This window comes from Algibacter sp. L1A34, from assembly GCF_009796805.1.
Taxonomy (GTDB): Bacteria; Bacteroidota; Bacteroidia; order Flavobacteriales; family Flavobacteriaceae; genus Algibacter.
Map to the genome: position 1 here is coordinate 2,373,857 of NZ_CP047029.1, position 13,641 is coordinate 2,387,497.

10 protein-coding genes are annotated in these 13,641 nt (G+C 32.7%); 9 read left to right on the plus strand and 1 reads right to left on the minus strand.

What is annotated here, in order from left to right; all coding sequences use genetic code 11:
* Nucleotides 1–46 precede the first annotated feature (46 nt).
* From GQR97_RS10180 to GQR97_RS10215, 8 genes are all read left to right on the plus strand, one after another.
* A complete protein-coding gene (locus GQR97_RS10180; protein WP_158848022.1) occupies nt 47–832 on the plus strand; it encodes a hypothetical protein in 786 nt (261 codons plus the stop codon).
* Between the two features lie 198 nt (nt 833–1,030).
* Entirely contained in the window at nt 1,031–3,565 is a 2,535-nt protein-coding gene (gene topA / locus GQR97_RS10185; protein ID WP_158848024.1) for a type I DNA topoisomerase, read from the plus strand.
* Nucleotides 3,566–3,689: 124 nt separating this feature from the next.
* On the plus strand, nt 3,690–4,856 hold the full coding sequence (locus GQR97_RS10190) for a formimidoylglutamase (protein ID WP_158848026.1): 1,167 nt from the start codon (nt 3,690–3,692) through the stop codon (nt 4,854–4,856).
* A 162-nt stretch (nt 4,857–5,018) separates the two neighbouring features.
* On the plus strand, nt 5,019–6,380 hold the full coding sequence (gldK, locus tag GQR97_RS10195; RefSeq protein ID WP_199269841.1) for a gliding motility lipoprotein GldK: 1,362 nt from the start codon (nt 5,019–5,021) through the stop codon (nt 6,378–6,380).
* Between the two features lie 90 nt (nt 6,381–6,470).
* Nucleotides 6,471–7,112, plus strand: coding sequence for a gliding motility protein GldL (gene gldL / locus GQR97_RS10200; RefSeq protein ID WP_158848030.1), 642 nt, complete (start codon nt 6,471–6,473; stop codon nt 7,110–7,112).
* A 60-nt stretch (nt 7,113–7,172) separates the two neighbouring features.
* The gene (gldM, locus tag GQR97_RS10205) at nt 7,173–8,735 is read left to right on the plus strand and encodes a gliding motility protein GldM (protein ID WP_158848032.1); all 1,563 of its coding nucleotides are present in this window, start codon (nt 7,173–7,175) and stop codon (nt 8,733–8,735) included.
* Between the two features lie 111 nt (nt 8,736–8,846).
* Entirely contained in the window at nt 8,847–9,737 is an 891-nt protein-coding gene (gldN, locus tag GQR97_RS10210; RefSeq protein ID WP_158848034.1) for a gliding motility protein GldN, read from the plus strand.
* A 91-nt stretch (nt 9,738–9,828) separates the two neighbouring features.
* Nucleotides 9,829–10,869, plus strand: coding sequence for an NAD(P)/FAD-dependent oxidoreductase (locus GQR97_RS10215; RefSeq protein ID WP_158848036.1), 1,041 nt, complete (start codon nt 9,829–9,831; stop codon nt 10,867–10,869).
* 186 nt (nt 10,870–11,055) lie between these two features.
* Here the strand turns inward: GQR97_RS10215 and GQR97_RS10220 are convergent, their stop codons facing one another.
* On the minus strand, nt 11,056–11,439 hold the full coding sequence (locus GQR97_RS10220) for a DUF983 domain-containing protein (protein WP_158848038.1): 384 nt from the start codon (nt 11,437–11,439) through the stop codon (nt 11,056–11,058).
* 85 nt (nt 11,440–11,524) lie between these two features.
* Here GQR97_RS10220 and GQR97_RS10225 point away from each other — a divergent pair, with 85 nt between their 5' ends.
* The gene (locus GQR97_RS10225; RefSeq protein ID WP_158848040.1) at nt 11,525–13,435 is read left to right on the plus strand and encodes an ABC-F family ATP-binding cassette domain-containing protein; all 1,911 of its coding nucleotides are present in this window, start codon (nt 11,525–11,527) and stop codon (nt 13,433–13,435) included.
* The last annotated feature ends 206 nt before the right edge of the window (nt 13,436–13,641 follow it).

The window sequence follows — 13,641 nt, forward strand, 5'->3', positions numbered from 1 at the left end:
TTAAATTACTTTTGCGTCCTAACTAATTTAACCCCAATTTTTAAATATGAATACAATTACTAGTTTCTTAGAAAAAGTAAATAATGCAAGACAGCTCGATTTTGGCTCTATTTTTAGTGAAGCTATTGAGTTGTATAAGAAAACTTGGGTTCAAGGTTTCTTGCTTCAAGTTTTTACTATAGTAATAATGCTACCTTTAATAATAGTGCTTTACATTCCTTTAATAGGGTTAATGGTTGCGCAACAAGATAGTGGTTATAATGATCAAGAAGCTCTAAATACATTTTTAGGAGGTATGTCTTTAATCTATATTCTGTTTGTAGTTATAGGCGTTTTTGTTTTAGGAACTTTATCATTAGCATTGCAAGCGTCGTTTTTCAGAATTATAAAAAGAATGGATCATAATGAAGTTGTTTCCACATCAGACTTTTTTCATTATATAAAAGGTAAACATTTAAGTAAAGCCTTTGTGTTAATGCTTATTTCTATTGGTATTGTTATTCCTTCTGCATTATTATGTTACATACCATTAATATATACAATGGTACCTGTTTCGTATTTTATGTTAATTTTCGCTTTTAATCCAGAGTTTAGTACAGGAGAGATTGTTAAAGCGAGTTTTAAAATAGGAACCAAAAAATGGGGAATAACCATAGCTTTATTTATTGTAAGTTACGTTTGTGTTATGGTAATATCGATGATTACTTGTGGATTAGGTTCATTATTTTTACAAGCCTTTTTGTGGCATCCTATATATTTAATCTATAAAAAAGTAGTAGGATTTGATGAAACAACTAATGCTATTGAAGAAATAGGAACTTCTGTAGAATAATGTAAATACGATTGGTTTTTACAATGTTTTGTAAGAAATCGATTAGTTGATTTTCAAAATCATTGAAGGATAAAAAAATAAAACCCTGCTTTTTACTATTAAAAGCGGGGTTTTTTGTATTAAAATTATACAGATTATCTGTATAATTAGGCAGATAAACTTTTTTTGATATACATTTGTAGCTTCAAAAAATGATTTATGGCGAAGAATTTAGTAATAGTAGAGTCACCTGCAAAGGCAAAAACCATTGAAAAATTTCTAGGAAAGGATTTTAAAGTAGAATCTAGTTTCGGACATATCTCCGATTTACCTTCCAAGGAATTAGGGGTTGATGTTGAAGGTGATTTTGATCCCAAATACGAAGTTTCCACAGATAAAAAAGCAGTTGTAAAAAAACTGAAAGATTTAGCTAAGAAAGCCGAAATGGTATGGTTAGCTAGTGATGAGGATCGCGAGGGTGAGGCTATTGCTTGGCATTTAGCCGAGACGTTAAAATTAGATAAAGACAAAACAAAACGTATTGTTTTTCACGAAATTACAAAATCGGCTATTTTAAAAGCGATTGAAAATCCACGTGGTATAGATTACGATTTAGTAGATGCACAACAAGCACGTCGTGTATTAGATAGAATTGTTGGTTACGAGCTGTCTCCAGTGTTATGGAGAAAAGTAAAAGGAGGGTTATCTGCTGGTAGAGTACAATCAGTTTCTGTTCGATTAATTGTTGAAAAAGAACGCGATATACAAGGTTTTAGTCCTGTAGCATCATATAGAATAGATGCAGAATTTTCTAATGAAGATGGACAAAGTTTTAAAGCAAAACTTCCGAAGAACTTTTCAACTAAAGAAGAAGCACAAAAATTTTTAGAAAAAAATGCTAAGGCAGATTTTAAAGTAGCAGATTTACAAAAGAAACCAGCGAAAAAATCTCCAGCAGCACCATTTACAACATCAACATTACAACAAGAAGCATCTAGAAAATTATATTTCTCGGTAAGTAAAACCATGACGATGGCTCAACGCCTTTACGAAGCAGGTTTAATTACTTATATGAGAACGGATAGTGTGAATTTATCTGACGAAGCTAAAAAAGGAGCAGAGGCAGAAATTAGAAACGCTTACGGTGATAAGTATAGTAAGTCAAGAAATTATAAAGGAAAAGCCAAAGGTGCTCAAGAAGCTCACGAAGCGATTCGTCCAACCAATTTTGCTGTACATTCTGTAGATATTGATTACGATCAAGCACGTTTATACGATTTAATTTGGAAACGTTCTATTGCATCACAAATGAGTGAGGCAGAATTAGAGCGTACCAATGTTAAAATTAGTGCATCAACACATAAAGAAACTTTTACAGCAAACGGAGAAGTTATTACTTTCGACGGATTTTTAAAAGTGTATTTAGAGGGTACCGATGATGAGGATTTAGATGAGCAAGATGGTATGTTGCCAGCTATGAAAACTAACGAAACATTGCTTAATAGCTATATTAGCGCGACGGAACGTTATACGCGTCCCCCAGCTAGATATACAGAGGCTGCTTTGGTTAAAAAGTTAGAAGAATTAGGTATTGGTCGTCCGTCTACTTATGCGCCAACAATTTCTACCATTCAGAATAGAAATTATGTTGAAAAAGGAACTATAGAGGGAGAAGAAAGAAGTTATTCGCAATTAAAACTTCAAGATGGTAATGTAAAAGATGTGACTTTAACAGAGAAAGTGGGGTCAGATAAAGGGAAGTTAGTTCCAACGGATATTGGAATGATTGTAACTGACTTTTTGGTGAATCACTTTGAGTCTATATTAGATTATAGTTTTACAGCAAAAGTAGAAGCCGATTTTGATGAAATAGCTGAAGGGAAAGAGGATTGGAAAAAAATGATGAAATCTTTTTATGCTAATTTTCATCCAATTGTAGAAGATGTAAAAGAAAATGCCGATAGAGAATCTGGTGAGCGTATTTTAGGTGAAGATCCTAAAACAGGTAAACGAGTAAGTGTGCGTTTAGGTAAATTTGGACCAATGGTTCAAATAGGAACGGTGGATGATGAAGAGAAACCTCAATTTGCGAGTTTAAGCCCAGATCAACAATTAAATTCTATAACCTTCGAGGAGGCGATGGATTTATTTCAACTTCCTAAAAATTTAGGAAACTTTGAAGACGAAGAAGTTGTTGTTAATAACGGACGTTTTGGACCTTATGTAAAGTTTGGTGATGCTTATGTGTCACTTCCAAAAGGGACAGACCCATTAAGTGTGGAGCTCGATGATGCTATTGTTTTAATTAAAGAAAAGCAAAAAGCCGATGCGCCAATTTACATGTATAAAGATTTACCTGTACAAAAAGGTAAAGGACGTTTTGGGCCATACATTAAATGGAACAATTTGTTTATTAATGTGAATAAAAAATACGATTGGGATAATTTAACCGATGATGAAATTGTAGAGCTTATTGAAGTTAAGATTCAAAAAGAAATCGACAAGGTTATTCATAATTGGGAAGAAGAAGGTATTCGTGTGGAGAAGGCACGTTGGGGCCGCCACAATGTAATAAAAGGTAAAATTAAAGTAGAATTAGCCAAAACGGTTGATGTTACTAAAATGACATTGGAAGAGGCTGCAAAGTTAATTGAAGCCAAAACCCCGAAGAAAAAACCAAGAAAAAAGGCAGCACCTAAAAAGGCTGCTGCGAAAAAAACAACAGTAAAAAAAACAACAGCAAAAAAGAAGTAATTTTATAGATAATTGATATTTCTAGGTATTTATTTGTGATATAAATTTTTAGATTTGTAGTATTAATTTTCTTTTTTTATTGATATTTGTATATAAGCAAAACAGCATAATATAGTATACTTTAATGAATTTTAACTTTCTGTCTCCTGTTTCAGATTTTGTATTGGCTCATAATGAGTTACTTTCGGCTCAAGCTTTGGGACGAAAAATAAAAATTCACTCTGCGCAGTTGGGGATTCCAGATTTAGAAGGGGTTCAAATTGCAATTATTGGTGTTTTAGAAAATAGAAACGATATTAATTATATTGGAGAAGAATTTTGCTTAGATGAAATACGTAAAGGATTTTATAGCCTTTTTCCAGGAAGTTGGAGTGTTAGTGTTGCCGATTTGGGTGATATTGAAAAAGGAGAAAGTGTAGACGATACCTATTTCGCTTTAAAAGAAGCCATCCATATTTTAATAAAGAAAAATATAATACCGGTAATTTTAGGTGGATCTCAAGATCTTACTTATGCTAATTACCGGGCTTACGATAGCTTTGCACCTATGGTAAATATTGTAAATGTTGATAGTAAATTCGATTTAGGCGATTCAACCAAATCTATTAAAAACAATAGTTTTGTAGGTAAAATAATTTTAGATCAACCCTATAACCTATTTAATTACTCTACAATTGGCTATCAAACTTATTTTAATTCGCAAGAAGAAATAGATTTGATGGATAGTTTGTATTTTGAATCGTATAGATTGGGACAGATATCACACGATATTACTATAGTAGAGCCTGTTTTACGAGATGCTAACATTGTAAGTATAGATTTAGGATCTGTAAAAAGCTCAGAAGTAAGTTTAAATCAAAAAGTATCGCCAAACGGTTTAGATGGCAAGGAGATTTGTGCTATAGCAAGATACGCCGGGATTAGCAATAAAGTGTCTTCCTTTGGTATTTATGAGTATAAGCCATCTAGTGATGATGAAATTACATCAATGTTGGTGTCGCAAATGCTGTGGTATTTTATTGAAGGTGTAAACTATAGAATAAAAGATGATGATTTTTCAGATGAACATACTTACCAAAAATTTATTACTTTGGTTGAGTCGGAAGAATTAGTGTTTTATAAGAGTAATAAGACAGGTAGATGGTGGATTGAAATACCTTTTTTATCAGAAGTTAATAATAAATTAAAAAGGCATACGTTATTACCTTGCATGCACCAAGATTATAAAGATGCATGCAATAATAAAGTGCCAGAGCGCTGGTACAAAGCCATTAGGAAAAATAGTATTTGATAGCTGTAAAAGGCTTAAACGCGCATTTTATCGGTGAAATGTGTTTTTTTTACGACGAAATGTATTTTTTTTAATTAAAAAGTTGTTTTTTAAATAATATATAAATATGTTTACGCTCTCGAAATTGGAGCTTAAATAATTAACCGCGAGTTTTCTATGATTATGAAGAAGTTTATATTATTAACCACAGTATTAGTATTGCTAGCAAGTTGCGGCTCAAATGACAGAGGCGAATTAGTTGGTGTACAAGGAAAAAAATGGCATCCAGAGAAGCCTTACGGAATGGCACTAATTCCTGGTGGATCGTTTATAATGGGTAAAGCTGATGACGATTTAGCAGGAGTACAAGATGCTCCCGCAAAAACTGTTACAGTACGTTCATTCTATATGGATGAAACCGAAATAACAAACAGTGAATATCGCCAGTTTGTTAATTGGGTAAGAGATTCTATTGTTAGAATGAAACTTGCTGTTTTAGCAGATGAAATTGGTAAAGTACCAGAAGATGGAGGTATTGGTGAGTATGCATTTAAAGATGCGGATACTGCAAATATGTCTGTTTATGAAAAATACATGTTTGAAAACTATACTGGATTAGGCCCAACGGGTTATGAAGGTAGAAAGTTGAATAAAGATGTAGATTTAGTTTTTGATACAGCTGAATACCCAGATGAGTGGTATGCAGAGGTTATGGATACTATGTATTTACCTTTAGAGGCTTCTTACAACGGGCAACGTACTTGGGATGTTAAAAAGTTTAAATTCCAATACAGTTATATGGATATTCAAGAAGCTGCGAAAAACAGAGGGATTGAACGTAAAGATGCCATTAAAAAAGAAGAATTGGAAATATATCCTGATACAACAGTTTGGATTAGAGATTTTGCATACTCTTATAACGAACCAATGCACAACGATTATTTCTGGCACGATGCTTATGGAGAATATCCAGTAGTTGGTATTACTTGGAAACAAGCAAAGGCATTTTGTGAGTGGAGAACATTAAAGAAAAATTCATACCAGAAATCTAAAAAAGGTGCAGCTATGGTAAATACCTTTAGATTACCATCGGAAGCAGAGTGGGAATATGCCGCTCGTGGTGGTCTTCAAGCAGCAACTTACCCTTGGGGTGGACCTTACACAAAAAGTGATAGAGGTTGTTTTATGGCGAACTTTAAACCTGTACGTGGTGATTATGCTGCCGATCAAGCTTTATATACTGTAGAAGCAAAATCATACGAACCTAACGATTTCAATTTATACAACATGTCTGGAAACGTTTCAGAATGGGTAAATGCATCTTACGATCCTTCATCTTACGAGTTTACATCAAGTATTAACCCAAGTGTAAATGATAGAGATAATAAACGTAAAATTGTTCGTGGTGGTTCTTGGAAAGATGTAGCATACTTTTTACAAGTAAGTTCAAGAGATTATGAATATGCAGATTCTGCAAGAAGTTATATTGGCTTTAGAACCGTTCAAGATTATATGGGGACACAAGTAACAAAAAACGGTAACTAAGCTAAATTATATTTAATCAAATCAAATCAATTATAAATTTTTATTAATTAACCTACTTAAGTATTCGTACTTAAATTAAAATCAAAAATTATGGCAAAGTCAAAATCAAGTAAAAAAATCATGAACATGATGTATGGCCTAGGAGCAGCAGTTGTTATCCTTGGTGCATTATTTAAAATTACTCACATGGAGTTTGGACCCTTAAATGGTAATACTCTTTTAACAATTGGTTTAGTAACAGAAGCGCTTATATTTGCTGTATCTGCATTTGAACCTGTAGATGATGAGTTAGATTGGTCTTTAGTATATCCGGAATTATCTGGAGGTATGGGAACAAAAAAAGAAGCAGCTCAAAATGATGACGCTCAAGGATTATTATCTAAAAAATTAGATAGTTTATTGAAAGAGGCTAAAATTGACGGAGAATTAATCGCAAGTTTAGGTACTAGTATCAAAAGTTTTGAAGGAGCAGCTAAAAATATGGGACCTACAGTAGATTCTATGGAAGCAACTAAAAAATATGGTGCGGAATTATCTTTAGCAGCATCTCAAATGGAATCATTAAACGGCTTGTATAAAGTACAATTAGAAAGTGCTAGTAAACAAGCTTCTATTAATGAAGAATCTGTTGAGAATGCAGCAAAATTAAAAGAACAAATGCAATCTTTAGCATCTAACTTATCATCATTAAATGGTGTTTACGGAGGAATGTTATCTGCAATGAATAAATAATTAGGCTAATTAATAACCCCAAATTATTATTAATTAACTATTATAAAAACCTAATTAACCATGGCAGGAGGAAATTTATCACCTAGACAAAAAATGATTAATCTAATGTACCTCATATTTATTGCAATGTTAGCATTAAATATGTCGAAAGAAGTACTTTCAGCATTCGGATTAATGAACGAGAGACTTGTTGAATCTAACGAGTCTGCAGAATTAAGAAATAAAACTTTTGTAGATAACTTAAAGTTAAAAGCAGGTGAGCAACCTGAAAAATACGAACCTTTAAAGGCTAAAGGAGAAGCGATAGACAAATTGGCGCATGATTTTAATTCTTACCTTGCAGAATTAAAAGGTAAAATGATCGCGACTGTTGATAATCCTGAAGAATACGAAAGTATGGATAAGGGGGATTACCTAGATCAAAACTTTTTTAAAGGCGGAAAATTAAAACCAGAAGGTGAAGAGTTTAAAGCTAAAATAGTAAGTTTTAGAGAAGGAGTTCTTAAAGTTATAGAAGGCCAAAAAGGCATGGAAGACGTTGTTAAATCTGTTAAAGACAAATTTAATACTGAAGATGTTAAGCGTGGTGCAGGAACTGTAGAGTGGTTAGATCATAACTTCAAAGGGTTTCCTTTAGTAGCTTCTTTAACAAAAATGACTCAATTACAATCTGATATTAAAACTACAGAATCGGAAATTTTAGGTAATATGTTACAAGGAACACTTTCTAGTGAAGTATCTATGACAAATTACACAACTTTAATGGAAACTTCTAAATCGGCTTATTTTAATGGAGAGCAATTCGACGGACAAATTGTTTTAGGTCGTACAGATGCTTCAACAAAACCAAGTAGAGTAGAATTAACTTTAGACGGAAGAAAACTTTCTGATAAGCAATACACGATTGAAGGTGGAAAAGTGAAGCTTAAAGTAGGAACTGGTGGAGTTGGTGAGCATAAAATTGCAGGAGCATTATTTTTTGCTCAAGATGGTGAAGAGGTTGAAGTACCTGTGAACTCATCTTTTGCAACAGTGGCAAAACCAAACTCAGCAACTATTTCTGCCGATAAAATGAATGTAGTATATAGAGGTGTTAAAAACCCAATGACTATTTCTTTTGCAGGAGTGCCTGATAATAAAGTGAATGCTAAAGCTCAAGGTTTATCTAAAGTTTCTGGAAGTAAATATGTTATGGATGCTACTAGAATTAAAGGTAGAGAAATAACTATTAATGTAAGCGCATCATTACCTGATGGTGGTGGTAACGTAGGAGATAAAGCAACCTTTAGAATTAAAGATTTACCAAAACCAACAGGAACGATTAGAGGTGAAGATGGTGCTGTGAAAATGCAACGTAATAGTCTTGAAATTTCAACTATTGGAGCTAAATTTGATGATTTTGATTTTGAATTACCATTACGTGTAACTGGATTTAAATTTAAAGTACCAGGACAACCAACAATAAGTGTTAGTGGTGGTAAGTTAGATAGTAGAGCAAAAGGAGCATTACGTAAAGCAAAACGTGGATCTGATGTTACAATTTTTGATATTCAGGCCAAAGCAACTGGTGTTAGCGTAATACTTAAAAAAGTATCACCAATTATTATTGAGCTTACAAACTAAAAAAGCATAAATAACGTTTAGTTATTACTGAATAAAGAGTATTATTAGGATGAGCAACTAAATATTAATATTTTATTTAGTTGCTTCATTAAAACAATAAATAGTAAGAACATGAATTTGAAAAGTTTTTTATTGACCGTAACAACTGTTTGTACCGTATCTGGTATGTTTGCTCAGGCGAATATTTTAAATGCGAAAAGCCCCGCGGAAATTGGTGTTAGAACAGATGCTCAAAAAGCTGTAGACAATGATAAACCTCTAGAATACGGTTATGTAGATGATCGTGATATTCTATTTTCTAAAATGACTTGGGAAAAAGTGGTTTTAGATGAACGATCTAACTTTCCGTTATACTATCCTATTGATACTAATAATATTAGTAGTAACAGACGCTCGTTATACCATGTTCTAATGAAGAACATTAAAAACGGTAAGATTGAAAATATTTATGATGACTCGTATTTTAATGCTAAAAGAACATTAAAAGATATTGAAGCTTCTTTATCCAAAATTGATACAACAGGTGTTGGTATCGAGCAATTAAATGCTGGAGAAACTTTATCTGCTGAATATATCAATAGAAGAGATATTACAGCTGCAGAGATTAGAGAATATCATATTAAAGGACTTTGGTATTTTGATAAGCGTCAAGCTGAAATGAAATACAGATTGTTAGGTATTGCTCCAGTGGCTCCAGATGTTAACTTTATTGATGATGATGAGCCGGATTTAGTTGAGTTGTTTTGGGTATTTTTCCCAGATGCTCGCGAGGTTTTACACGAAGCAAAATCTTTTAACAATAAAAATAGCTCAATGCCATTTTCATTCGATCATATTTTGAATGCACGCCGTTTTCATGGTTATACTTATAAAGAAGAAAATGTACAAGGAGATAGAGCTATAACCGAATATATATCTGATAATTCTTTAATGCAATTACTAGAATCAGATAGGATTAAAGATAAAATTAGAGATTTTGAATTAGATATGTGGACATATTAAATTCTATTACCTTATAAAAATATTAAACGCTCACTTTTAAGTGGGCGTTTTTTTGTTTAATAGATGTTGTAAATATTTATCTTCGCATTACATGAAAGTAGATTATATTATTGTTGGAATTGGATTAGCCGGAATTAGTTTTTGCGAACAATTAAAGGCGCATAATAAAAGTTTTGTAGTGTTCGATAATGCATCGCAACAATCATCTACCGTAGCAAGTGGTTTATACAATCCTGTAGTTTTAAAACGCTTTACTTCGGTTTGGAAAAGTGAAGAACAGCTCAATTTGGCTTTACATTTATATGTAAATATTGAAGACGAGCTCAATGTGAAACTTGATTATAAAATCCCTGTTTATAGAAAGTTTGCCTCACTTGAAGAGCAGAACGATTGGTTTACCGCTTCAGATAAGCCTAGGTTGGCAGAATACTTATCATCAAAGTTAATTAAGAATGAGAATAAGTCTATTGATGCGCCGTTCAGTTTTGGAGAAGTTTTAACTACCGGAAGAATTGATGTAAAAACGTTGATTGAAACTTATAAAACCGATTTACTAGAGAAAGGTATTTTATTTGAAACAGCTTTTGATTATGAAGCTCTAGATGTAGAAAATGATGTTATTACATATCAAAACACTAACGCAAAGCATATTGTATTTGCTGAAGGTTTTGGAGTCGCTAAAAATCCGTTTTTTAGTTATTTACCAATGGTACCTACCAAGGGTGAATTACTTACTATTTATGCTCCAGAATTGAATATGGATTTTGTTTTAAAGGCTGGTGTGTTTTTAATTCCGTTAGGAGAAGATTTGTATACGGTTGGTGCTACTTACGATTGGCATGACACTACTCACGAAACAACAGATAAGGCTAAAATAGAACTTTTAGATAAACTTGAAAAAGTAATTAAGTGCGATTTTAAAGTTATGAAGCAATTAGCTGGTATTCGTCCTACAGTGAAGGATAGACGTCCTTTAGTTGGCAAACATAGCGATTACAAGAACATATATGTTTTAAACGGTTTGGGGACGCGAGGTGTAATGATTGGCCCTTATGTGGCGAAAGCACTTTTTGAGTTTATTGAATTTGAAACGCCTTTAGAGGCTGAAATCAATATAGAACGATTTAAATAGAGCTTACTATATATTAAGATTTATTATTAAACTTAGCAGATAGATTTGCGTTAGGGATTGAACGGTTTGTTTAAGCTCCCCGACGGTAGGAGGGAGCGAGTAGTGAAAGCCCGACCTTTTGCAATTTTTCGAGGTTATTTTAACCTTGGAAGATTGTAAAAGGTAACGTCCAAAATAAAATTCAATTTATTTTTTAGCCAATTTTTTGTCGTAACTCATAAAAAGATTGATCCAAATATTTCTAGAAACTCTCATAATTACGGGCATAAAACCAATGAGTGTAGCTATAATAGATGCAAATATACCATTTAAGCTTGCATTAAAAATAAGACCACTTATTACAAATGCGGCAACAGCAAAAGCGATGCCAACGCCGTAACTCACGTACATAGCACCATAGAAGAAAGAAGGTTCTATTTTGTATTTTGTACCACAATTACTGCATTTTTCGTGCATGCTTAAGGTTTCGGTTAGTACATACGGGTTTTTGTTTTTGTACATAGATTCTTCTTGGCATTTGGGGCAAGTGCCCGTGAAAATACTATATACTTTTGAACCTTTTTTAAACATATTATTTGTGTATTTTTGCAACCGCAATTACAAAGCAAAAGTAAGTTTTTTTCAATTAAAACTTTGTAATAAAAGTTACATTTCTATGATGAACATTCATAATTTATCGGTTTCATTTCAAGGCGAATACTTGTTTGAAGATATTACATTTAAACTCGGGAACGGCGATAGAATCGGCCTTATTGGTAAAAATGGGGCTGGAAAATCGACCATGCTTAAAATTTTATCGAAAGAAATGGAACCTGATACAGGGCAAATTGCCGCAGATAAAGAACTTAAAATTGGGTTTTTAAAACAAGATATTGACTTTATTTTGGGGCGTACCGTTTTGGAAGAAGCTTATGAAGCTTTTGTCGAAATTAAGATTTTAGAGGCCAAAATGGAAGAGGTAAACACCCAAATGGCTGTGCGTACCGATTATGAAAGTGAAGGTTACCACCAGTTAATGGTTGATATTAACGATTTACAACACCAATATGATATTCTTGGAGGTTATAACTACCAAGGAGATACCGAGAAAATTTTACAGGGTTTAGGTTTTAAACGTGAAGATTTTGGTAAACTAACCGATACCTTTTCTGGAGGTTGGCGTATGCGTATTGAATTAGCTAAATTGCTACTTCAAAATAACGATATTTTATTACTCGATGAGCCTACCAATCACTTAGATATTGAATCTATTATTTGGCTAGAAGGGTTTTTAAGGAATTATTCTGGTGCTGTAGCAATAGTATCTCACGATAAAATGTTTTTGGATAATGTAACAAATAGAACTATTGAAATATCTTTAGGGCGTATTTACGATTACCCAAAACCGTATTCTCAGTTTTTAGTATTGCGTGAAGAATTACGTACGCAGCAATTGGCATCTCAAAAAAATCAGCAAAAGCAAATTGAGCAAACCGAAAAATTAATTGAGAAGTTTAGAGCAAAAGCATCTAAAGCTACTATGGCGCAATCGCTGATTAAAAAGCTTGATAAGATAGATAGGATTGAGGTTGATGAGGATGATAATAGTGTGATGACTCTTAATTTTCCAGTATCTATTACACCAGGGAAAGTGGTTGTAGAAACTAATAAAATATCGAAAACCTATGGTGATAATCAGGTTTTAAATGGCATTGATTTACTTATTGAACGTGATAGCAAAACGGCTTTTGTTGGGCAAAACGGACAAGGAAAATCTACACTTGCCAAAATTATGGTTGGAGATATTCAGCACGATGGTGGTTTAAAACTGGGCCATAATGTACAAATAGGCTATTTTGCACAAAACCAAGCTGAGTATTTAGATGGTAGTAAAACTGTTTTAGATACGATGATCGATGCTGCTAATGAAACGAATAGAAGTAAAGTACGAGATATTTTAGGTTCGTTTTTGTTTCGTGGTGACGAGGCTGAAAAATATGTACGTGTACTTTCGGGTGGGGAGCGTAACCGTTTAGCATTGGCAAAATTAATGCTACAGCCTTTTAATGTGCTTATAATGGATGAGCCTACTAATCACTTAGATATTAAATCTAAAAATGTATTGAAGGAAGCTTTAATTAGATTTGAGGGTACACTTATTTTAGTATCTCACGATCGTGATTTCTTACAAGGTTTAACCAACAAGGTTTATGAGTTTAAAGATCAAAAAATAAAAGAATACCTTGGGGATATTGATTATTACTTAGAAAAACGTAATGTTGAAAATTTACGTGAAGTTGAAAAACGTACTGTAATTAAAGAAACGCCAAAGGAAAAGAATCAGCAATCTTACGAGGATCAGAAGAAATTAAAATCTTTAAATAATAAACTGAGCAACGTAGAGTCTAAAATAAGTGATTTTGAACGCCAGATTAAAAAGATAGATTTAGAGTTAGAAATTAATTATGAAGAAGTGTCTTCTAAACCAAACTTCTTTGAGAATTATCAGAAAATGAAATCCGATCTGCAAGACTTTATGCAGAAATGGGAAGATATTCATTTAGAAATTGAGAAATTTGAAGGATAGAATAATAATAAAAAAAGCTAAATGATATTCATTTAGCTTTTTTTATTCCTTTTTGTGTCATATTCGAAATTTATAGCACCTTAAAAACAAAATTGTTTCAGTTTGTCTTAAATAATGGTAAGTTACTGTTATTGCGTTATTTTAAGTTTTCTTTAACTTTATAACATCTTGTTATTAGGTAGTTTTGAAAATATATTTTCAAAACT